Source organism: Mesorhizobium opportunistum WSM2075 (assembly GCF_000176035.2).
In the GTDB taxonomy this organism is placed as follows: domain Bacteria; phylum Pseudomonadota; class Alphaproteobacteria; order Rhizobiales; family Rhizobiaceae; genus Mesorhizobium; species Mesorhizobium opportunistum.
Genome location: NC_015675.1, coordinates 3,027,040 through 3,049,271, shown reverse-complemented (window position 1 = coordinate 3,049,271; position 22,232 = coordinate 3,027,040). Strand labels below are relative to the sequence as shown.

Below are 22,232 nucleotides of genomic sequence, written 5' to 3'. Positions count from 1 at the left end.
CTAACATGACCGATCGGCAGGACAGCGCGAGCGATGGACGAGGTTGCCAAAACCCCAAGAGTTCCTTCAGGCAAACGCATCGTTCGCGCCGCTCAGTACCTGCGCATGTCGAAAGAGCACCAGACCTACTCGATCGACAATCAGAAAGATGCCATCCGCAACTATGCCGAAATCATGGGCTACGACATCGTCGCCACTTACGAGGATGCCGGTCGCAGCGGTCTCAACTTAGGCGGTCGTCCCGGCCTCCAGCGGATGCTGGCCGATGTAGAAAGTGGGCGCGCCGAGTTCGAAACGGTCGTGATTTATGATGTCAGCCGCTGGGGACGTTTCCAGAACATCAATGAAAGCGCCGCCTACGAATACCGTTGCCAGATGGCCGGCGTGCGGATCGAATTTTGCGCCGAGCAATTCGCAAATGACGGCAGCGTCGGCTCCGATGTGCTTATGGCTATCAAACGCAGCATGGCTGCCGAGCACAGCCGCATGCTCTCTCAAAAGACGTTCATAGGCCAGGCGAGGCTGATCCGGCTGGGATTCCGTCAAGGTGGCAAGCCGGGGCTCGGCCTAAGACGCCAGTTGGTGGACCATTCAGGACGTCCCAAATTTATCCTCTGCCCGCACGAACAAAAGAGCCTGCACACCGACAGAATGATCTTGGTGCCCGGGCCGCCAGAAGAAATCGCGACGGTGCGCTGGATCTTCGGTCAGTTCGTCAAAACGCATAAGACAGAGCTTGAGATCGCAAGGCTGTTGAACAAGCGCGGCGTCGTCACAGACCTTGGGCGGCCATGGAAGCGGGAAACGGTGCGCGGAGTTCTGACCAATGAGAAATACATCGGCAACAATGTCTGGAACAGGCGCTCGCGCAAGCTTAAAGCAAAGGCAACGAACAATCCTCCTGAACACTGGGCTCGAGCGGACGGCGCATTCGAGCCCATCATCGACCGCAGGCTGTTCGAACGGGCGCAACTCATCCACCAGACGCTCTATTCGCGCATCAGGGTGAGCAACGAAGAGATACTGCTTGCGTTGAAGAAAGTTCTGGCGCGCCGAGGCTACTTGTCTGCCTCGGTCATTGACGATGCGCCTGATTGCCCCGCGGCTAGCCTGTATTTCCATCGCTTCGGAAGTCTTCTGAAGTGCTACGAATTGATCGGATATCGGTCGCCCAGGCAGTTCATTGCCTCGAAAAGGCGATTGGCGACGGTACGTATACAGGCGATAGAAGGCTTACTGGGCGCGATCGGAAGCGCTGGCGGACAGGCGGCCTATGACAAAGAGAACGAGATCCTGCGGATCAACGACGAGTTCACGGTTGCAATCGAAGTCCTACATTGCACCGCTTCCGACTACGGATATCCCTTCTGGTCCCTGAAAACCCGACGCCAGTCGGTGGCCGACATTTTCATCTTGGTCCGGATGCGCCCAGGTGACCTTGTCATTCGAGACTATCTGATTGCCCCTATTTCTAAAATCGTCGGCAAATCGGAATTGCGCGCTAACAATGGGGCTCAACTGGATACCTACCTTTTCCCCACGCTCACCCCAATTACCAGACTGGCAGCGCGAGCAAGTGTGGAGACCATATTGTGAGTTCGAAGTATCGTATGACCCGCATAGCCGCCTACAAAGCTTTCCAGGATAACGGCCACAGACACGCCCGGAATATTGCCACTGATCAACCGGGATCAAAGGTAAAGCTCTTTGGGCCAGAGCTTTTGGCAACCTATGAAGCTGAGTGCAGACGTAAGCGCCGTTTCATAAAAGAAACAGTGGAAGCAGAACAGCGCTTGGGGCGTATGGTCAAAGCGCTTCGCCTGATCATGAGCGACACGAAATTTCGCTCATTGCTGGTGTCCGAAAGCCTTGCCACCATGCCAAAACCCCTGGCCCAGCGGTTGCAAGGCCTGACGGTCGAATCTCAGACAGCCGCGCATGCCTGCGAGTCCCCTTCTGACAGCAGTGCCCAATCTGTCGGCGGGATTTGCCCCGACGTCCTCAATTTTCTTCAGGACTACCCTGTGAAGGTGAAAATCTTCGGCTTACTGCGGCATGTGCTCCCGGCCAGGCAATTGGAAATTGCCAAGTTGATGGTTGCCATGGAGCGGGTCACGTTCACGTACGAAAAGTTGCTTGTCGCCTTCACGCCGCGTGCGCTGCTGGCCGAGGGTTTCGATCCGACGACGGTTGCCAACGCGTCTAAAGATCAACTGGACGCGATGACGCCAAAACTTGACCGGCTAAGCCGTGAGTTTCTGAGCGCTGTGGAGCGACGTGGTTCGGTGAGCTTGGAACTGTTGGCTGCCGGCCGCTATCTCGATCGGCTGATGAATAACCCTCGGGCCGTGCGGTATCTGGCGCGCAATTTTTCCGGCCATTTTGAAGAGTTCCACAATTTGTCGGTGCCCTACAAATAGGTGGATCGAATGACATACCGGGCCGGCTTGGATAGCCCACGTCCGCGGCCATGCTGCTTGTGCCACTACCGGATTTTTGGCGCGACAGCACCACATGGCTCACTCTATTTTCTGATCAATCGCTTTCTCATCCAAAGATGAATGCCACCACCAGCCATAGCTTAGCCACGACGTTGACGCGGCGGCGCTGACAGTGGTCCCAGCCGAGGCCGGTCCGGCCGTGTTCCCAGCAGTGGTGTGGTTTCGTTCTCGCCGATTGCCGATGTACCGATGACAGGGATTAAGGACGGCCCTCCCGTCTTATCCCGGCGCTTTTTCAGCGCATCGATTTCGTCGTCACGACGGGCGATGCGGCTTTCCAGATTGGCGATGCGCTCGGTTAGAAAATAGCGACCCACGACGAACCCTCCACTCCCGAAAAGAAACGCGAACGTCGCGAAGGCAATAGGATTGGCAATGATCAACGTCGCATTGTCCTGGAAGAACCTGATCAAATCATGCATTCTCAAACCCGCTCAATCCCTTGGCATCCTCTGGATTTCCACCGGACCGACGGTCCCTTCTCTGCTCCTCGCCGGTGGTCGACACCAGAGGTGCTGCTCGCGTCAGACTCGCGAAAAACGTTCGAAATCGCACCACACGACAAGCCAAGCTCGCGTTCCAGTTCTGTCTTCCTCGCGACCCGGGTGCAGCGTCTAGTGCGCTGCCGGGCTGCGGATGCCAATTCCGACAGAGCTCAGCCCGCCGCCCCGTTTAGGGGCTTTGCCATGGACGCTCTCTGGCTTCATGCTGTCACAAATAAGGAATATATTCCTGCCCCGTCAAGACCGCAGCGGCCTATCGTTCTTTTTTTGCTCCGAATGGGAGCGGTACAGACTGCGGGATTTGGGCAGCCCCGGGGAGCCGCTTCGAATTGAGACCGTGAACGCGCATGCCGCCGTCTATCTTCCGATCCCTCTACACGCCCGCTTCGGCCTGAGTTTTTGCCTGCACCGTTGCTTCATCGTGATCCTGGAGATCGTCTACGAACCACTCGTCAGGCCATCGCGGTGATTGGCGGCGTGCGCAGTGCGTCCTGTGAACAACGGCAGATATCCACGAAATGTTGGCTAGGCCAATCGCACAGAACAGCGCACTGTCGCTAACATGGTGGCTGGACATGTTGAAATGGTTCTGTTCGAGCAATCGATGGCCAATGCGGATGGCATTCAGCAGCCGTTTTCCGACAGGGTGATCGACGCTGCGGAGAAAACTGCTGGCGCGGTGCTGTTCGATGTGCGTGTCGACGGTGACGCCAACATTTATAGAATGGCCGCCATCGGATACGGTGACGCAGATACGGCGATAGTCGTGCTCGAGAAGAGTGGCCAATTAAGGTGCGCCTCAGTGAATGGTGCCGCGTCGCCTTTCGTCGCGGCGCTCGCTGCATGGGAGGCTTCCCCATTGAGCGAACACGTGCGAGCTGACTACCATGGCACAGCACTGATCTTGCTGGCAAAGCTTCGCGCGGCTGGTCACCTCAAATGATCAGAACTACGCCATCACTCTGGTAGCATTCTGTCGGCACCATCCGAATCCAATCTTGCAAGTTCGCGGGTCAAACAGGTCAACCGCTTGTATTTGTCCAAGCCGTACACGATCGACGAATTGGCGGAGAAGATCCGGAAGGTGCTGGATAGAAAGTGAAAGGGCAACGGCCGCCGGTGCTCGCTCACCAAACCCTCTCCGCTTCAGCCGCGTCACCGCAGCCCGCGCCTGCCGCGCAATGTGTGCAGCGAAACGGGCCGGAAATCCCAGCTGTCGACACCGACATCATATTGGCGCGTCAACGGCTTCAATTTGCCGTGCGAATGTCCGTGCAGGTTTATCGATTTCTTGCCCATCCGGTTCCACGTCTGGAACGGATAATGGCACAACACGATAAGCTGAGCCTCCTGCACCAGCTCCCTATAGTGCTGGACGCTGTGCCACCCGTGTGCGGCCGTTGTCTCGAAAGCATCATTGTTGCCGACGATGAGGTTCTTGCGGCCGTTCAGGTGTGCCAGCAGGGCTTCGACGTTCGATTTGCCTAGCCGCGCGAAGTCGCCCAGATGCCAGATTTCATCCTCGGGGCCGACGGTCTCGTTCCACCGGGCAATCAGCTGCATCATGCTCGGCCAGCGATCCGAACGGCCGGCGATCGATCCTGAGAATGCGGGGATCATTGAAATGCGTGTCGGTTTGGGGGGCGACATGCACTAGCGGGGGAGATCCCGACGGTCGCGCGCTTTTTGTGGCTACTCGCAGGTGCGTGCCAACAGTCCTAAATCGTTCCCCTGTACTGGGTTGCCTCAATCCATAGTAAGAGTGCAACAGCTGGCGACCGCCCCTTAACTTCCAAATCCCGACCTCGATAGCCCCCAGCCACGATCCATACCGTCTTTGAACGCTGATATATTTTAATGCCCCGTGCACTCGCCCAAGCGCACAGGTATGCAAAGTCTCGCTTCATGATTTCCCCACACGCGCAAAAATCTGAACGGTCATAACTGCGAAGGTGGAGGTATGTTCCACGACGGGCGATCACATTTTAGCATCTGCTTACGAAACAAACTCGCCTGCTCCGAGTTTGAATCGGCATGGCTAAGGGCAGCATCAGCATAGGCGATGAGGTGGCAATCGTGGCGACAGTCCGGCGGCGCGTCACCGCAGACCGCGTAAGCGTCTCGATCGCCTCTTATGGCTTCCCGCATTCCATCATCGACCGGACTTCCCAAGTGCAGCAGGGCCAGCCGATCGAGCTTATCGGCAGCGTCACTCACATCGATGGGGATCTGGTGACGGTGAACTTTGGCGTGCCTATCACAGTCAAGCTGGACACCCTGCGCCTGGTGAATGCCTACAAGCCGCCGACGCGGCAGACGCCGCTGGTGGACAAACCGGCATGACGAAGCTTTCAAAGCTTGGCCCGCCTATCCCCGGCAAGTTGCACGGCGGCGAAGACTCCCGGAAGAGCGGCATTTCTATCCGTGCCCCAATTTTGGGCAAGAGGTGGACCAGCGGGATTTGCGCCAATGCCGCCACATACGAATACATCTTGGCCGAACCAGGCGACCCGACTCATTCCTCCGAATTCATGCTCTCCGAACTTGGTCCGCCTATTCCCGGCAACAGGCGCGAAGGCGATCCGGCTGACGAACAGGAGGATTTCTAACCCTGCAAGTTTCCCGTCAGCAAGTCGACATCGGGAGCTGTACCAGGTCCTCATACGAGCAGCCAGGCTACAGGCCGTTTCGGATTGGCAGCGGCAGACGACAACTAGGCCGGCGATGCATTTCCGGGGATTTCCGACGGCGGGACGAGCATCCCCGGCCCCCGACTTCGCCGCGTCGCAAAAGCTAGGACAGCAAAGAACCCGCAGACCGGAGCCAGCGGGTGTACGCTCAGGCGATAGGACGCTCCCAGCCGGGCACGTGTTTGCGGCCCTTTTTGGGGCCCGGAGCGGAACGAAAGGGCCAAGTGACGATTTTCTAATGGAAGGCTGATGATCGAGGACGCCGAGGAATGGTTGAACTTTTGAACCTGGAAATGGCGGTCGCCAGGCAACACGCTAGGCGCGGCGAACTCTCCCTCGATCGGCCACAGACAATGAACAACGACAACCACGGGCTTGCGATCAGTCTTGCGCTGTGCAGCCGCATGCGAGCCGGGCAGGCGCGAGCAAAAGCGGCCCGTCGGCGGTTACTCAAAATAGCGCACCCGACAAGCACGCCTTGAGGAGCCAAACCCATGATGTTGTTCGAACCACTCAATTGGGATGGTCACAAGCGAAGCGAGGTCTACCACGCCGCGCGGTTGTCGATGCTCCATGATCGCGTCCTGAAGCGCATGGATCGACTCGACCACTTGGCCGATGAAGTTGAGCGAGCGGCAGCCATTCTGGTCGACCTCACCCACGCCTCTGCTGCCGAGGCTTTTCAGGACGCGGTTTTCAGGAATCCGTCGGCAGCCTTCCTTCAGCTTGAAGCAGGTCAAACACTAGGGCTCTGATCGGTGAGGCAGGGCGCCACCCCGCCTCACGCTTTTGCCACTGGGAAGATTGCGCCTGTGGCCAAAGTTTGGGTTATGCCGCCCTTCGGCTATCGGGCCTGAAGGGGTTGGCGAGTGTGAAGGCGTCTGGCCTGACACCTCGTTCAACCTGTCTCCATGTGACAGGATGGGAAATGGGGAAGCCCGGCCGCGCTCGCGGAGAAAAAGCCCCGACGGCGGTGTTGCCCCGGCCGTTGCGCAGACAGTCAAGGAAGATGCGGCTCTTTCGGGCCGCCGGGTCGGCTGACAGCAGGTATCGGTCGGGTTCGGCATCGATGAGGCATTGAGCCAGCGATCTGGCCAGTTGCCGGACCTCGTCGTGGGTCATCCTGGAGCCGAGCGGCGTCATCAGGTGGATGCCTTTGCCGCCGGTCACCTTCGGCCAACTCTCCAAGCCAGCCGCTTCCAAGATACGGCGCAGCGACAGCGCGGCCTCAACCAGCGCTTGCCACGGAACGCCTTCACCGGGATCGAGGTCGAGGACGAGCCGGTCAGCATGTTCGATATCGTCAATGGTGGCGTTCCAAGGATGCAGCTCGACGGCGTCCATTTCGACTAAGCCAAGCAGACCGTCCAGATCGTCAATCCACACTCGGACACCTTCGCCACCTTCGCGCTTTTGGACCCGAAGCTGGTGCACCGAAGCCGGTATCGGAGGCAATTGCCCCTTGTGATAGAAGGTGGCGCCGAAGGCGTGGCGGACCAGCTTCAGCGGCCGGCGGCTCAGATGAACCAAAGCCTGATCGGCCACCCGCTCCCAATAGCGCGCGAGCTCTTCCTTGGACGGCGCGATAGCATCGGGCAGAAGCTGCAGAATGTTTTCGCGAGGGACGCCATGCAGGGCTTCCGAGCGCTTGGAGGGAGACGGCGGCTTGGCCGGGATCGCCTGCAGATCTTCCCGCAGCCCCTTGAACACGGCCTCCCGCAAGATGCCGCGATCCGTGACACCGCTGAATTGCACCTCCGCCAGCACGTCGGGCCTGACCCAGGTCGCCTTCGGCTTCTCAACCGGTTCGGACAAGGGGGATTTGCCGACGACCAGCGGATCTAGCCGTTCCCTGACCCTCCGTGCTGCGTCCAGCGTATAACCGCTCTGAGCTTTCCCGGCATAAAGCAGCCGGTCGCCTTTCCACCTGCCGATATACAGCGAGGCGATACGGCGGGGGTGAGCACCAAGCTTCTCGACAAAGGCGACAATCGGGAACGTGTCGCTCTTGATGCATTTCACCTTGAGCCAGCTCGTCTGGATGCCGGAGCGGTACGGCGAATCGGCTCGCTTGGATACGATGCCTTCCAGGCCCATCCGGCACGCGTGGTCGAACACGTCGCGACCGCATGCCTCTAGGTGCTCGGCATAGGTCAGCGTCGGCGCCGTGTCCCTCAGCACCTTCTGGAGGGCGGCCTTGCGTGCAATCAGCGGTTCTCGCCGAAGATCGCGGCCGTTGAGGTGCAGAAGGTCGAATGCAAAGAACATAAGCTTATGCGAGTTCGCATTCCCCAGTTCCCGCTCAAGAGCTTGAAAATCCGGCAGGCCGGTGCTGCCCAGAACAACGGCTTCGCCATCGAGGATCGCGGATTCGACGGGCAGCTGCGCCGCCGCCTGAACAATCCGCTTGTAGCGGTGCGACCAGTCGTAGCCCCGGCGGGTAAATGCGCGTGCCTGCCTGCCCTCGACGACAAGCTCCGTCCGGTAGCCGTCATATTTGATTTCATGCAGCCAGTCGGCCTCCTCGGGCGTGTTTAGAACCAGCGTTGGCGATTGGAACGCGATGAAAGCGAGTTGGCCTTCCGGTTTACGCATGCACTTGCGACTCCCTGACCGGAGTCAAATCGGATAGCAGCAATCGGTTCCTGGAGTTTTAGTAAAAATGAATATGACCTGTTCGGGCGACCAGCATGCCCACCCAAGCCGGCCAGTGCTCGTATGCATTCCAGCGAACTATTCACCCTGTCAGGCCGATCCCCGCCCGGGCAAGTTCGTCTCCTCCTTCACCTGTCGTCCCAAATCTCTGCGGAGGCGTTCGGTTTCGTCGGAGCCGTCCTTGACGTCTGTCCGTTCGAGTTCGCGGTCGATTGTTTCGCGCGACCCTCCACGGGATCCTGTTCTGGAGATCCGTCAGGAGCGTTGTCGACCTTGCCTTTGTTGCCCGGCCCGCTTGGGTAGGAAGATCTCGACATATTCAGTTCCTTTCCGTCTGTCCGCAAAGCCCGAGTACCAGCTCTCAGTGCTTGCCTATCAAACCAGACCGCCAGTGCATTGTTCCATGTCCGGCACCGCCCTGGTGCACTGTCCCGCCTGCGAAGAATGCGACGAACCGGGAGAGTCATCACGCCGCTAGGCCGAGGCTAAAGTGAGCTCCAATACAAGAGGGCTGTTGCCGCCCCGGGCCGTGCTTAGACCGCTTTGCTTCGGGCCGCCCGTCGCCGGCCATCGTCGGGGCTGATGGCGCAAGTCTCATCTGACGTGAGGCGCAAACTTTGGCGATAGCCATCTCGTTAACCATGTCCATCGACAGGCCAGGCGGCCTCGGACCGACTTGGCAAGAATGCCGACTGGTCGGCGTGCACGATGTTCGCGGCCCGGCAAAGGCCAGATGCCAGGCAAATTCCGCCGCCACACGCGGCCAGGGAACATTTCCTCTTGCTTGACGTTTTGCGCCACCCTCGTACAGCAAGTATGGCCATGCATAGTCGCAAACCGGTGATGGCCGCGCTCGTCAAAGAGATCGACGCGGTCCGCCTCAGCATCTCGCTGCTTCAAATCGATCAATGCAGAGACGCACGACCCGGGAGAAGCGCATGGCGTTCCGGCTATGAGCTGAACGCCCAAAAGGCCCGCCTGGCTCGCCTGGAGACGGTGCTCGCGAGCTATCCGTCGGCACCGGCAGCCCGGAGATTGGAACATCAACAGAGTGAGTGACAAGCAACGCGGCAAAGTTTTTATGGAAAACGGCATGGCAGGCAGGCGCAACCACAAAGTGGAGGTTCTGGGCGACGGGTGCTCAGCTCCTCTCCGCCAGGAAATGTGCTGGCCGATTTTGACCGAGTGCCAGAACCGCATCGCCTGCCACAAGCCCGTTAAGGGTCACCCGAACCCGCATTCGGCGGCCTCAGGCGGAAGCGCGCCTTGTTGCGCCCGTTGTGAGATTCTCGATCTCTTGCTTGGGCACGGGCCTGGACAGCAAGAATCCCTGTAGCTGGTCACAGCCGAGTTTGCGCAGAAAATTGCGTTGGCTGTCCGTCTCCACACCTTCCGCCGTGGTGCTGAGGCCAGTGGCGCGGGCCAGGTCAATTATCGCCTGAACAATAGCCTCGTCTCCATTTGAGTGACCAAAGCCCTGCACAAAGCTTCGGTCGATCTTGATCCGGTCGACTTCCAGGGTCTGCAGGCGTCCAAGTGAGGAGAACCCCGTCCCAAAATCATCAAGAGCAAAGCGTACGCCGATGCTGCGCAATGCTTCGACGTTCTGCTGGCATTCAGTCCGGTGCTGAGACAGCGTGCTTTCGGTGACCTCGAGTTCAAGCCGTCGAGGGTCCATCTGGGTCTCCAGCAGGATGCTCGTGACCTTCATGGCAAAGCTCGGATTGTTCAATTGCAAAGCCGAGACGTTCACCGCCAATGTCTCGATTGGCCAGTGTACCGCATCCAGACACGCCTGACGGAGAACCAGTTCGCCCAATTGTTCAACCAGTCCCATTTCTTCGGCCAACGGTACGAACAAGTCGGGCGCAACCCAACCACGCTCCACATGCGACCAGCGGGCAAGCGCTTCAACACCTGCCATCCGGTTTGTGTCTGCGGTGTATAGCGGCTGGTAGTAGACCTGAATCTGGCCGGGCGCTTGCAAAGCACTGCGCAGGTCCTGTTCGAGACCCTTGCGCATTGCCAGGGTTTGGTCCATCTCGGTTGCGAAGAATGCATAGCTGCTGCGGCCCCGAGCCTTGGCGTGATACAGTGCGACGTCGGCTTTACGCACCAACTCTACCCACTCCAATCCGTCCCTTGGAGCAAACGCTGCGCCAACACTCACCCCCACAAAGACCTGAGCTCCGGCGACCTGGAATGGCCGGCGCGCGGACTCGAGCAAATGTTCGCATAACGTCCTGACCTCATCTTCGCCTGCGACCGAACGCTTGATGATGATGAATTCGTCGCCACCCAGGCGCGCGACCGTGTCTGCCTCGGTGGTTAGCCGCCTCAACCGGTCTGCAAACTCCCTAAGCAGCTCATCGCCGGCCGGGTGACCGAAGGTATCATTTACCTGCTTGAACCTGTCCAGGTCGAGGTAAAGAACTGCCAGTTGCTCGCCCGTCGAAGGCAGCCGCGACAGCGCGTCGGCCAAACGGTCGTTGAATTGCCCGCGATTGGGCAGCGCGGTAAGCAGATCGTTGTGGGCGAGTTGAAAGATTCGATCTTCCGATTCAATTAGCTTCAAAGTTCGCCTGCGCAACGCTCTGAGAGCCACAATGACGCCGCCCAGAACCAGCCCGCACAAGACGACCAGAATTGGAACCAGTTGAAAGAGAACGAAGGTCCCGGGCCGGTATGGCTGCCAGACGAAGAAGCCGATGGTCGAGCCAGATCGGTCGACGAGGGGATAAGATGCCTCTGCCGAGGCGAGCTTGTTGAGCCAGGAGAAACGCGCGCCCTCGAGCAGATAATCCTGGCGCAGCAAGGTAAGCAGACTGCCATCGAGATATCGAATTGCGACGTGCAGGAACTCCTCCCCTGGTATTTGCGCGATGTGGCCACTGTCGGAAACGACCGGCTTTACACTCACAATGGCGGGGTGGCCCGAGATGACGGCCATGTCGGAGGCACCTACCGTGAGCACCTGCTCCGTCACTCCATCGGTGTCCTCACGTTTCAATCTTGCCCTAAGATTGAGGACAAGAGGCGCTGTCATCGGGCTTGCGGAACGGTAGCTGGAGGAAGCGACAATAGAGCCGTCGACGAATGCGTAGACTGGCGCGTCATTGGCGTCGAGAATGTAGACCTGGTCGTGGCCAAAGTAAGTGTGCATCCAGCTGCCGAGATTGGTGTCGATCCATTTTGCGTCGCGGCTCCGCAGCGCGTTGACCGCATCGTCCCAAACCGTGACGCTCTCCTGGTCATGCGCTACTCCGCTCTCCAGGTTGGATACGATCAGCGCAACCAGGCTTTTTTGCCGCGACACGGCAACACGGTCAGTCTGGATAGCCGACCACAGCAAAAGTCCCGCGGTGACGATCGCAACTATCAGCGTCACCACGGTGATGGGCAAAGCCGTTCTCAAGAGGAAGAGACGGCGGGTTGGTTCGCCAAAATGCCGTAGCGGTTTCATGAACCTGCTGTACGCCAGGAAAACTTCTGGACCGTTAAAGGCGCCCGCTGCCAAGGACGGCGGGCAATGAGCAACTGTGCCGTTAAACTCGATGATAGGTGACCTGCCCAGGTGATGGCACCGCGCGAAGAGATCGAGCCAGGAAGGGCACTAAACGTGCCCAGCAAGCCAAGCGGTATTGCCCTCCAATACTCCGACCTCTGCTGCTGCCCCGAGCGTTTCAGGAAATTGGCAACCTACATCCTACACGCGAATATGACGGGCGGGCGCCACTGTCACTTCGATCAGCGATGGGTTGATTAAGCGCGGGAACATTGGTGGGCCAGCGAGGTTCTTGGCGTCAAAGGAGCACCAGCCAGCCGGGACCCGTGACAGGACACGGTGGAATATCCGGGCTCGCAACAGGGGTTTCCGATAGGGCAGCTTATGAAATCAGTACCGCGCCAAGCAGCACTCCTCTTCGACACGATCGCGACCTGATCGAGGAGAACAGCAGTGATGAAGACGCTGCAGCGGAACGCAAGAAAGCTGGAGGGGTGATTGCAAACCAAATCGAGCCCCACCGCTTTCGGGGCTCTCACTGCACAAGCACCGCTCGACGCAGTGGCAGAACCCGCCCTGGTTGTGGGTCGTTGCCGCCGTTGCAGCGCGCATCGCTGAGAGTCTGCTACCGCGCTCGCCCGCAGCGCCTTAGCTCCCTACCTGTCCTGGCTGCTTTCATCCCGGGAGTGGAAGATCTGAGGTACCCGAGATTTGACTTGGCGAGGCACAGACGCGATTGCTTTTGTGTCAACCTCACCAAACTATCAGACCTGTAGGGCGAAAGCCCCCCTGCCGTCCGGATGAGCGAGAGTGCGTTACCGCCAGGATAGTTGGTCCTTGGGCAACCGACCGCTCGGGTCGAATACAGCTACCTTGTGCGGCAGATCCGGACCCCAGTCCCAAAGTACCAGGTTGCGACCCTCCATCTCGGCGCTCGGCGCGAAACTTGGGACAACGATGCCGGCAATATTTCGAGGCCGCAGCCGGTCGTAGACGGACCAGGACGCCGGGCGCTCCCCGTCGCTAAGCGCCGTCGCCCAGGCGCAGCCCATGTCTTCGAGCGCGACAGAAAATTCTCCCCTCGTCTCTTTCGTTGTCAGATCCGCGATGTCGCCGCAGTCGACCTCATACGAACACAGCACGCAGGGGTCGATCCGCTGCGCGAAGCCCTGGTTGGCTTCCTTGATCGCTGTCATCAAGGTTAACGCCAGATAGAGCGCCGGCACACCTTTGGGGTTGAATCGTGCCCCCCTGATCGCTGCTCCTGCACCGGAAGTGGGCTTAAATGCCCAACGTGGATCGTGCGCCCGATAGCAGGTTCCGACGAACTTCACGCAAAGCCACCAACGGCCATGTGATCGAGATAATCACGGACCGCAACGGCCTTGCCGTCCTTCACCAGCGCCTCAGCCGTGCGTCCGCCGAATGCTGGAAGCGGCTGAGCGCGATACCAGGCCATCGCCTGCTCCTTGCCGCCCGCCCAATCCGTCACGCGACTGATAATCTCGAGCATCTCCCGCAGACGCCCCTGTGTTTTTACCGCAGCGCTGCGCTCCGGCCGATACAGGGTCTCGCGAGCAAGACCAGCGGTTTGGGCCAACTGGCTCTTGGACATGCCAAACCCATCCGCCACCTGTCCGATCGCAATTTTCCCGTTCCGGTCCATATAGGACAAGATGAGAGGTCCGTTCCGTTGGGGGATCTTGAGTGCCTTGGCCACAGAATTCATCCTACCCATAGTGAGAGCCAGATTTCTTGTGCAAAGGATATGGCAGTCCTCCACGGCTTTCAAGCCCAGGTCTGAGCCAATTCAAGCCCACAGTCTCGCCCTTCAGCAGAGTGCAGGCAGCAGAAAGCTTGCCAGTGCATCGCATCCCGCCTCATTAAAACGCGCTGCTCGTGCGACGCAATTTACGCCAACAGTTTGGTTAGCGCCGAATTGATTTGCAGCCCCCCACCAAAGACAAAGCGGTGGCGGTCGCGCTGTCGAGAAGATGCAGCACCATGAAGAGCCGACGCCGAACCAGCCAGCGGCGGCAGGTCGCGGCCGCTGGGACGCCGTGGCGTCTGTGAACAGTAGCTGTATTACCTCCGTGACTGAAATTCATGTCATGGCCGATGCTTCGGGCCAGACCGTCGCTTTGCCACGCGACCATAAGCTTGCGTTTGGGTCAGGTTCCGATGCTGGATGAGGCACGCCGCCGCCACCATGAAAACCCGTAAGCGAATATCCAGTTGAAATAAATGAGAGCGATAATCGACCCGGTCAGGGGACCTTGCAGGCGCCAATAACCAAGGAAGTAGCCCGTGCCTTCCGACAGCGTGCCGTATGCCGTGCCCACCAGCACGACGCATGGGGTAACAAGCAGTCCGTTAGCGACATTGAGCGAAGGCACGGTGCGCAGTGCGTTGAGCCAAGCGGCAAATGAGACCGCAGCTAATGGCAGACAACTGAACGCGCCCGCGATCCAGCCGTGGCCGGCGCCGGCCAAGGCGATGAACCCGAACAATAATAGGGCGCCGAACAGCGAGGCGACTACGTATCTCATGGGTCCGAGTTTCCAGCACTCCTGGTCTTAACGACTGCCAATCTGTTCCTCCAGCTAACGGCCCAGCGGTTGCTTTGAAAGCGGCACAAGTTCAGCCTCGTCTTTGACGCCGGCTACGTGTTGGCAATGATCCGGGAGGCAACGGCGTCACGCGCTTCCGGCGCCTACCGTCGGGCCTCAAATGTTGAAAGACCCTGGGCCGAGCAGTCAGGCGGGATGACCCGCATCGCGACCGCCGCCACTCACTCCTGCATGGGTCGCCATCACGTGAGGGCTGAAGCCTTTTTCGGTCGACGTCGGCGATCAACGCAATCTGAGCTATCTGCTGCGGCTCTCCAGCAACCTTTCGATCTCTCGTGAGCATACCGGTTTGCTGAAGTGATAACCCTGCATCTCATCGCAATTGTTTTTGCGTAGAAACGCCACCTGCTCGTCAGTCTCGACTCCTTCCGCAATGACTCTCATTTTCAGTTTTTGACCGAGCGATATGACGGCACTCGCGACCGCCTGATCGTCTTCGTTCGTGGCGACGTCGTCGATAAACGACTTGTCGATTTTTAGCCGTGCGATTGGAAATGTCTTGAGAGCACTCAGGCTTGAATACCCTGTGCCGAAATCGTCGATCGAAATCTGAACCCCTAAGCTTTGGAGTTTGTTCATCGTTGTGACTGCCAGACCGACGTCCTGCATGATCAGGCTTTCTGTGAGTTCAAGTTCGAGATAGCAGCCCTCCAGGTCACTCTCACTGAGCGCGTGAACGACACGTTCAACCAGGTTTTTTTCGCTGAATTGGCGAGCCGAGACATTCACGGAAACGGTGATCGGCTCCAATCCGAGATCTTGCCAAGCCTTGTTCTGCCGACAAGCCTCATGCAGGACCCAATCGCCTATGGGCACGATCAGGCCTGTCTCCTCGGCCGTGGGGATGAAGCCAACTGGGGCCATCGCCCCGTGTGCTGGATGGTTCCAGCGTATCAACGCTTCTACGGCCACGATCTGCACGGATCGGAGATCTATCTGCGGCTGATAGAAGAGCTCGAACTGTGATCGAGCCAGCGCAGTTCGAAGCTCTTCCTGCAATAAGAAGCGTTCATGAGCCCTGGTGTTGAACTCCGGAGCATAGAACTGGAAGTTGTCGCGCCCGACCGCTTTCGCCCGATACATTGCAGCATCGGCATTGGCCACGAGGCTTTCCGGGGCTTTTCCATCTTTTGGGTAAGTTGCGATACCGATGCTTGCTGTCGCCCTTACGCAATGGTCGCCCAATTGAAGTGGCTCCGCTATTGCCGTACGGAGTTTCTGCAGCGTTTCTGCGATGAGGTCGACGTTCTTCGGTTGATCCGAAAGCACAAGGACGAACTCGTCACCACCAAGTCGAACGATAGTATCGGTCGAACTGATGCACCCCACCATCCGTTCGGCGACTGTTTTGAGCAGCCTGTCGCCTGCGTTGTGGCCGAGCGTGTCATTGATGAGCTTGAAATTGTCCAGATCGATGAAGACGACCGAAACCCAGCGATCATATCTTTGGGCGTGTAAAATCGCCTGCGAAAGTCGGTCCTGAAGCAAGGCTCGATTGGGCAGTCCGGTAAGCACATCATGGTTGGCCATGAAGTGGATCTGGTCTTCCGCCTTCTTGCGCTCGATGGCGATGCCGGCGATGCGAGTGGTAAAGTTGATCAGACGGGTCTCGGCCTCCGCGGGCTCACGAACCGTCATGGAGTACATTGCAAAGACACCCAGAACAGCGCCTTGGTGGGAAACTATCGGGGTGGACCAGCAAGAGCGGTAACCGTACCTCTCCGCCAGGTCGCGATAATCGTCCCAGAGAGGATCTCGCATGATGTCGGCAACTACAACCGGTTCGCGTCGAAACACAGCGGTCCCGCAAGATCCGACCTTGGGTCCGATGGCGACTCCATCGATGGCATTTATGTACCCTTCCGCCAAGCTCGGCGCCGCGCCGTGCCGCAGATGCCGGCCCTCCTTGTCGAGGAGCAGCACCGAACCCAGAATCCCCGTGAGTTGTGATTCCATGAGACGCATCAGGCGGTCCAGCACGTCGTCCAGCGGCGCGCCGGTCGCAATCATCTCAAGGATTTCTGCCTGCCCGGTGCGGAGCATGTCTTCCCGCTTGCGGCCTGTTATGTCGTGAGCAATGCCGACCAGGCCAAAGACGTCATTTCGGTCGTTACGCAACGGTACCTTGGTTGAGGAAAGCCATTTGCCCGCCCCTGAACGATCGACAACGAATTCTTCCTCATCGATCATCGGCTGCCCCGTCTGCAGAACACTCAATTCGTCGGCTCGAAATTTGCTCGCAAGCTCGGGGGCGTGAAGATCGAAGTCTGTCAATCCAATCATGTCGCGGGTCGTTTCGCGCCCGCTGTCGGCTGCGAGCGCCCTATTGGCCACAATGAAGCGGCTTTCCGAATCTTTGACCCAAAGGTAATCGGGTACCCAGTCGATCAAGGTCTGCAGCGATATCCGCTCGTCGACTATCTGGCGTGTAGCGATTAGCTCGGTGACATCCTCGTGGGTCGAAACCCAACCGCCGTCCGGCATAGGGTGATGATAGACTTGCACCGTTCGTCCGTCGGCAAGATCGGCAGCCCACGTTCGCGATATCGCACCTGAATTAACTGATCTGGCCAAAGCAAGATATTCGTCGACCGACATTGCGGATGTCCCTGCGGCGACGCGGTGCACCACGATCTCCCGCAGTGTGATGCCCGGGACAAGACGCTCGGGCGGCACCCGGTAAATTTCAGAATACCGAGGGTTCGATAATATCAACCGCTCCTCGGGATCGAATAAACAGATACCTTGGGAGATATTATCAATGACAGTCGCAAACCGTAGGGCCTGGGCTTCGAGACTTTGAAGTTTAGCGTCCAGATCGCACTGGCGGCCCTCGTAGGAAGTCCTTGCCAATTTGGCCAATGCGGCAAGCCCTACCGACTCCGAATCTTCTCCCGCCTTCTTCGCTGGTTTTGATGCCAAGCTGGGCTCCTCCGGTTAGTTGCTCCTCCGAAAGCAACAAAACCAGACTGAGCCTAGCCCGTAAACGTTATTGAAAACTGACTGACCGCAGGTGAATTGGACAGGATTTTGCCGCCGCGTTGCGATCGGTCTCACGGCGCATCAGGCACGCAGACCTGCGCCCTGCGGGGGCAACATGCTTACATCCCGCATCAGCGTCCGCCCGCCGCGGTCGAGGACGAACGTGATCGAGGTCGGTGCGAGAAGCCGTGATCGCCTTCTGCCGGAGGCTCGAGTCGGCTTGTGGCGACACCACAATCTCGAAGCGGTCGCCTGCGACGTCAGCTGTCGGGCAACGGTGAAGCTGATTTATATGGCCGGCATCGTGACGCCGTTTCCCAACATCGTCTATGCGCTCGATCTCTCCTTGCCTGTCGCGCCGGTGAGGTGAAAACACGAGCCCACTCCCGAGCCGGCGGCACAAGGGGTGGCCCTGCTGCGACGCGGTCAACCGAGCGGCGATCTTCGCCGACCGGCGCAATGCATCCTCCTAGGTGTCCTCGATTCCGAGGGATCGAACCAAGCCATGGCGGACTCGACAGTCTCGCTGCCCAGCCCGCCATCGTTCCCGTGGCGCTGGGCATGCCGCCAGGAGTGCTCCACACGCCTGCTTGGGACCGCATCTCGCAAGCCGCGGCCGACAGTCACCAACCCCAAGCACCTTATGTAGGGTATCTCGTCATGCGACTTGCAAGCGAGCAACCGTGACTGTCTATCCGACCGGCGAAGATGAACTCGTGCTGTTTAGACCTGACAGCGCCGCAATCACTGCAGCGGTGACCTCGGCGGTGCGGGCCATCCCCCCAAGATCCGGACTGAGATGCTCCCCCCGGCCGGTGACGATTTCAATCGCTACCATTAGGCGCCGCGCCGCGGCGTGCTCGCCGAGATGGTCGAGCATCAGGCTTGCCGTCCAGAACGATCCAAGCGGATTGGCGATGCCTTTGCCGGTGATGTCGAATGCGGAGCCATGGATCGGCTCAAACATCGATGGGCGGGTGCGCGACGGTTCAATGTTCGCGGTTGGGCCGATTCCCAGCGAACCCCCAAGCGCCGACGCCAGATCAGACAGGATGTCGGCGTGCAGGTTGGTCGCCAGCACAGTGTCCACGCTGCCGGGCCTGTTGACCATTCTTTGCGTCATGGCGTCGACCAGCATCCAGTCAACGGTCAGCCCTGGGTAGCCGTGGACTACTTCGCGCACGACTTCGTCCCAGAGCACCATGCCATGGCGCTGTGCGTTCGATTTGGTTACGACGGTCAGCAGCTTGCGAGGGCGCGACAAGGCAAGATCGCAGGCAAAACGGGCGATACGCTCAATACCGGCGCGGGTGAAGACAGCAACGTCCATGCCGACTTCGATGGGCAATCCACGATGGGCGCGACCGCCAACCCCCGCATATTCGCCTTCGCTGTTCTCGCGTACGATCACCCAGTCGATCTGTTGGCCGAGGTCGGGCCGCAGCGGGCCTGTCAACCCGGGCAGAAGGCGCGTTGGCCGCACATTTGCATACTGGTCAAACCCCTGGCAGATCGCCAGGCGCAAGCCCCATAGCGTGATGTCGTCGGGGAGCTCCGGGTCGCCAACCGCGCCGAAATAGATCGCGTCGAAATTTTCAAGCCGAGCAAGCCCATCCTGCGGCATCATGCGGCCATTGCGGCGATAATAGTCCGAGCCCCAATCGAAGCGCTTGAACTCGAAGGCAAGACCGAATTCCGCGGCAGCCAAGGTCTCCAGCACCTCGACGCCGGCCTCAACCACCTCGGGGCCGATTCCGTCGCCACCGATCACCGCGATCCTATGCAAGGACATTTTCAGTTTCCTTCTCAGCGGCAGCGACCTTGGCGCTGGTCATTGGTTCGGAGTAGTGGGCACGTATATCGTCAGTCCGCGTCTCTTGCCACGCGAGAGCGGCAACAGTGGTCTTGCCCTGATCAGCGAGGCGGATGGGCGATGCCACGGTAATGGCCGCTCCATCCGTCATCAGCTGCTTCAGTCGCCGCGCAAGGATTTGACGATACTCCAGCGGGCCGGTCACCTTCCACCAACTTGGCCGCAGCCGAGTTCCAAGATGGCGCCCTTCGGCCACGGATTTGGACCATAGACCCGCTGTTCTGCGGTTCCTGCATGCCCGCTTTACAGGCGGATTTGGTAGCGCTACCGTTTCAGAGTCGCGTGACCGGGGATCTGGAGGCAGACGTCGCCGACGCAAGTGGTGGATCGCCGCACTGCCGGCATCCGTTTCAAGCCACGCCTGATACAACGGCTCCTCGCGACGTTTTCGCAGGAACCATCGGGAGGAGTTCGATGGCGGCTGTCGCGATTGGCGATGTCTACAAATCCTTCGGGGCCACTGAGGTTCTGCATGGCGTCAGCGTCGATATCGAAGACGGCGAGTTCGTCACGCTCGTCGGGCCCTCCGGCTGCGGGAAATCCACGCTCCTGCGGATGATTGCCGGTCTGGAAAAGATTTCGCGGGGCCATATCTCGATTGGCAGCCGGATCGTCAATGACGTTGCTCCTAAGGAACGCGACGTGGCCATGGTCTTTCAGAATTACGCGCTCTACCCGCACATGACGGTTGCGGAGAACATGGCGTTCTCGCTGATGCTCAAGGGCGTTCCGAAGGCGGAGAGCGATGCAGGCGTCGGTCGGGCAGCAGAAATCCTTGGGCTTGTTCCGCTTCTGTCGCGGTATCCGCGGCAGCTTTCAGGCGGCCAACGTCAACGCGTCGCCATGGGCCGCGCGATCGTGCGCAATCCGCAGGTGTTCCTGTTTGATGAGCCGCTCAGCAATCTCGATGCCAAGCTCAGGGTGCAAATGCGCGCCGAGATCAAGGAGTTGCACCAGCGGCTGAAGACCACGACGGTGTATGTCACGCACGACCAGATCGAGGCCATGACCATGGCCGACAAGATTGTGGTCATGCACGACGGTATGGTCGAGCAAATCGGGTCGCCGCTGGAGCTCTACGACCGCCCGAACAACCTGTTCGTGGCAAGCTTCATCGGCTCTCCCGCCATGAACATGCTCAAGGGAACAATCCTGACCGAAGGCACGCCGCGTTTTCAGGGCGCGGGAGGGATTTCGGTGCCTTTGGCCGCGCCGTTCTCCATCGGCAATGGCGAGCCTGTCGTGCTGGGGATACGGCCAGAGCATTTGCGGCTCGGCGACAATGGGATTGCGGTCACCGTGGTGGTGATCGAGCCAACCGGCTCGGAAGTACAGATCATAGGCCGGACGGCGGGAGGCGAGGATGTCGTCGCCAATTTTCGGGAACGCCATTCCTTCGCGCCGGGAGAAACCATCCGGCTGTCGGTCGAACCTGGTCTCGTTCATCTCTTTCACGGCGAAACCGGCAAGCGCATGAGCCTCCCGCAGCAGTAGGGCAACACGCAACGAGGAAAACACAGGAGGAAACGAGCATGAGATTCACCAGACGCGACGTGATCCGTACGACGGCCGGCGCCGCCGCCGGCGCGTTGGGGAGCCGGTTCGTCGGCTCTCCGGCCTTCGCCAAGGAGGCTTTGACGTACAAACCGGAGGATGGCGCGAAGCTCAGACTGCTGCGCTGGTCGCCTTTCGTGCAGGGCGACGAGGACCAGTGGCTGAAAAACACCAAACGGTTCACGGAAGCAACGGGGGTGGAGGTCCGCGTCGACAAGGAGAGTTGGGAAGACATTCGGCCCAAGGCTGCGGTCGCCGCCAATGTCGGCTCGGGTCCGGACCTGATGTTCGTCTGGTTCGATGATCCGCACCAGTACCCCGACAAGCTGCTCGATGTGTCGGAACTGGGCGATTATCTCGGCAACAAATATGGCGGCTGGTATGACGGGCCGAAACAATATGCGACGCGCGAGGGTAAGTTCGTGGGCCTGCCTCTGGCCACCATCGGCAACGCCATCGTCTACCGCGAAAGCTGGGTGAAGGAGGCCGGTTTCTCGGAGTTTCCGAAGGACACGGCCGGCTTCCTCGAGCTCTGCAAGGCGCTCAAGGCCAAAGGTCATCCGGCCGGCTTTACCCATGGCCACGGCGTCGGCGACGGCAACAACTATGCGCATTGGCTGCTGTGGAGCCATGGCGGCCAGATGGTCGACGAGAAAGGCAAGGTCACGATCAACAGCCCCGAGACGCTCAAGGCGATCCAGTATGCGCAGGAGCTCTACAAGACCTTCATCCCCGGAACCGAAAGCTGGCTCGACGTCAACAACAACCGGGCCTTCCTCGCCGGCGAAGTGAGCGTCATCGCCAACGGGATTTCCGTCTACAACACCGCCAAGGTCAACAAGGACAATGATCCGAAGCTGACCGACATTGCCAAGGACATGCGCACGACCAACATGCCGATCGGTCCGGTCGGGAAATCCGTCGAGCTGTTCCAGGTGACCACGGCCGTCATTTTCAACTACACGCCCTACCCCAACGCGGCGAAAGCCTATCTGCAGTTCATGTTCGAGGATCCGCAAATGTCGGACTGGATCACCTCCTCGGCATGCTACTGTTGCCAGACGCTCAAAGCCTTCGCCAACAATCCGGTCTGGAAGGCTGATCCGAACAATGCGGCATACGCGAAAGCCTCCGAGACGCTGCGTCCCAACGGCTATGCCGGGCCGCTCGGCTACGCCTCGGCGGCCACCATGGCCGACTATGTTCTGGTCGACATGTTCGCCAAGGCCGTGACAGGCCAGGCCACGCCGCAGGAAGCGATGGAAGAGGCGGAAAAGCGGGCCAACCGCTACTATCGCGTTTGACCCTAGCCGAGCCGGGCCGCGGATCATGCTGCCCG

General features: G+C 59.3%; 18 protein-coding genes and 1 pseudogene. 10 read left to right on the top strand and 9 right to left on the bottom strand.

Annotated features, from left to right (window positions below):
• Positions 1 to 33: 33 nt before the first annotated feature.
• Both MESOP_RS14615 and MESOP_RS32975 read left to right on the top strand, forming a co-directional pair.
• Positions 34 to 1,596 carry a recombinase family protein gene (locus MESOP_RS14615; protein WP_013894086.1) on the top strand — a complete coding sequence of 521 codons (1,563 nt, stop codon included), beginning with the start codon at positions 34 to 36 and terminating at the stop codon, positions 1,594 to 1,596.
• A gap of 14 nt (positions 1,597 to 1,610) precedes the next feature.
• Complete coding sequence (locus tag MESOP_RS32975; protein ID WP_049802363.1) at positions 1,611 to 2,420, top strand: plasmid partitioning protein RepB C-terminal domain-containing protein; 810 nt, start codon at positions 1,611 to 1,613, stop codon at positions 2,418 to 2,420.
• 161 nt (positions 2,421 to 2,581) lie between these two features.
• Here MESOP_RS32975 and MESOP_RS14605 read toward each other — a convergent pair whose 3' ends face one another.
• Positions 2,582 to 2,923, bottom strand: a complete 342-nt coding sequence (locus MESOP_RS14605) for a hypothetical protein (RefSeq protein ID WP_013894084.1) — start codon at positions 2,921 to 2,923, stop codon at positions 2,582 to 2,584.
• A 643-nt stretch (positions 2,924 to 3,566) separates the two neighbouring features.
• Here MESOP_RS14605 and MESOP_RS14595 point away from each other — a divergent pair.
• Positions 3,567 to 3,947: a hypothetical protein gene (locus tag MESOP_RS14595; RefSeq protein WP_013894082.1), complete on the top strand. Its 381-nt coding sequence runs from the start codon at positions 3,567 to 3,569 to the stop codon at positions 3,945 to 3,947.
• A 212-nt stretch (positions 3,948 to 4,159) separates the two neighbouring features.
• On the opposite strand, the pseudogene MESOP_RS14590 reads toward MESOP_RS14595, so the two are convergent.
• Positions 4,160 to 4,658, bottom strand: a pseudogene (locus MESOP_RS14590) (metallophosphoesterase).
• Positions 4,659 to 5,038: 380 nt separating this feature from the next.
• Here MESOP_RS14590 and MESOP_RS14585 point away from each other — a divergent pair.
• The 3 genes from MESOP_RS14585 to MESOP_RS14580 all read left to right on the top strand — a co-directional run bounded on the left by MESOP_RS14585 (position 5,039) and on the right by MESOP_RS14580 (position 6,449).
• Complete coding sequence (locus tag MESOP_RS14585) at positions 5,039 to 5,347, top strand: hypothetical protein (protein WP_013894081.1); 309 nt, start codon at positions 5,039 to 5,041, stop codon at positions 5,345 to 5,347.
• Complete coding sequence (locus tag MESOP_RS35605) at positions 5,344 to 5,613, top strand: hypothetical protein (protein WP_013894080.1); 270 nt, start codon at positions 5,344 to 5,346, stop codon at positions 5,611 to 5,613. The genes MESOP_RS14585 and MESOP_RS35605 overlap by 4 nt, the downstream gene beginning before the upstream one ends.
• Positions 5,614 to 6,188: 575 nt before the next feature.
• Entirely contained in the window at positions 6,189 to 6,449 is a 261-nt protein-coding gene (locus MESOP_RS14580) for a hypothetical protein (RefSeq protein ID WP_013894079.1), read from the top strand.
• 73 nt (positions 6,450 to 6,522) lie between these two features.
• On the opposite strand, the gene ligD is transcribed toward MESOP_RS14580, so the two are convergent.
• Positions 6,523 to 8,289, bottom strand: a complete 1,767-nt coding sequence (gene ligD, locus MESOP_RS14575; RefSeq protein ID WP_013894078.1) for a DNA ligase D — start codon at positions 8,287 to 8,289, stop codon at positions 6,523 to 6,525.
• Between the two features lie 903 nt (positions 8,290 to 9,192).
• On the opposite strand from ligD, the gene MESOP_RS14570 reads away from it, so the two are divergent.
• The gene (locus MESOP_RS14570) at positions 9,193 to 9,408 is read left to right on the top strand and encodes a hypothetical protein (protein ID WP_245265097.1); all 216 of its coding nucleotides are present in this window, start codon (positions 9,193 to 9,195) and stop codon (positions 9,406 to 9,408) included.
• Positions 9,409 to 9,598: 190 nt separating this feature from the next.
• Here MESOP_RS14570 and MESOP_RS14565 read toward each other — a convergent pair whose 3' ends face one another.
• From MESOP_RS14565 to MESOP_RS14545, 5 genes are all read right to left on the bottom strand, one after another.
• Complete coding sequence (locus MESOP_RS14565) at positions 9,599 to 11,812, bottom strand: putative bifunctional diguanylate cyclase/phosphodiesterase (protein ID WP_013894076.1); 2,214 nt, start codon at positions 11,810 to 11,812, stop codon at positions 9,599 to 9,601.
• Positions 11,813 to 12,669: 857 nt separating this feature from the next.
• On the bottom strand, positions 12,670 to 13,188 hold the full coding sequence (locus MESOP_RS14560) for an RES family NAD+ phosphorylase (RefSeq protein ID WP_013894075.1): 519 nt from the start codon (positions 13,186 to 13,188) through the stop codon (positions 12,670 to 12,672).
• A complete protein-coding gene (locus tag MESOP_RS14555) occupies positions 13,185 to 13,574 on the bottom strand; it encodes an MbcA/ParS/Xre antitoxin family protein (protein ID WP_013894074.1) in 390 nt (129 codons plus the stop codon). Before MESOP_RS14555 ends, MESOP_RS14560 begins: the two co-directional genes overlap by 4 nt.
• Before the next feature lie 451 nt (positions 13,575 to 14,025).
• On the bottom strand, positions 14,026 to 14,403 hold the full coding sequence (locus MESOP_RS14550) for a hypothetical protein (RefSeq protein ID WP_013894073.1): 378 nt from the start codon (positions 14,401 to 14,403) through the stop codon (positions 14,026 to 14,028).
• Between the two features lie 318 nt (positions 14,404 to 14,721).
• Positions 14,722 to 17,406, bottom strand: a complete 2,685-nt coding sequence (locus tag MESOP_RS14545; RefSeq protein ID WP_013894072.1) for an EAL domain-containing protein — start codon at positions 17,404 to 17,406, stop codon at positions 14,722 to 14,724.
• 280 nt (positions 17,407 to 17,686) lie between these two features.
• Here MESOP_RS14545 and MESOP_RS35600 point away from each other — a divergent pair, with 280 nt between their 5' ends.
• The gene (locus MESOP_RS35600) at positions 17,687 to 17,836 is read left to right on the top strand and encodes a hypothetical protein (RefSeq protein WP_167313555.1); all 150 of its coding nucleotides are present in this window, start codon (positions 17,687 to 17,689) and stop codon (positions 17,834 to 17,836) included.
• Positions 17,837 to 18,157: 321 nt separating this feature from the next.
• Here the strand turns inward: MESOP_RS35600 and MESOP_RS14540 are convergent, their stop codons facing one another.
• Positions 18,158 to 19,258 carry a tartrate dehydrogenase gene (locus tag MESOP_RS14540; protein WP_013894070.1) on the bottom strand — a complete coding sequence of 367 codons (1,101 nt, stop codon included), beginning with the start codon at positions 19,256 to 19,258 and terminating at the stop codon, positions 18,158 to 18,160.
• A 495-nt stretch (positions 19,259 to 19,753) separates the two neighbouring features.
• Between MESOP_RS14540 and MESOP_RS14530 the strand changes: the two genes are divergently transcribed.
• Together MESOP_RS14530 and MESOP_RS14525 are read left to right on the top strand one after the other, a co-directional pair.
• The gene (locus MESOP_RS14530) at positions 19,754 to 20,833 is read left to right on the top strand and encodes an ABC transporter ATP-binding protein (RefSeq protein WP_013894069.1); all 1,080 of its coding nucleotides are present in this window, start codon (positions 19,754 to 19,756) and stop codon (positions 20,831 to 20,833) included.
• A gap of 38 nt (positions 20,834 to 20,871) precedes the next feature.
• On the top strand, positions 20,872 to 22,197 hold the full coding sequence (locus MESOP_RS14525) for an ABC transporter substrate-binding protein (RefSeq protein ID WP_013894068.1): 1,326 nt from the start codon (positions 20,872 to 20,874) through the stop codon (positions 22,195 to 22,197).
• Positions 22,198 to 22,232: the final 35 nt, after the last annotated feature.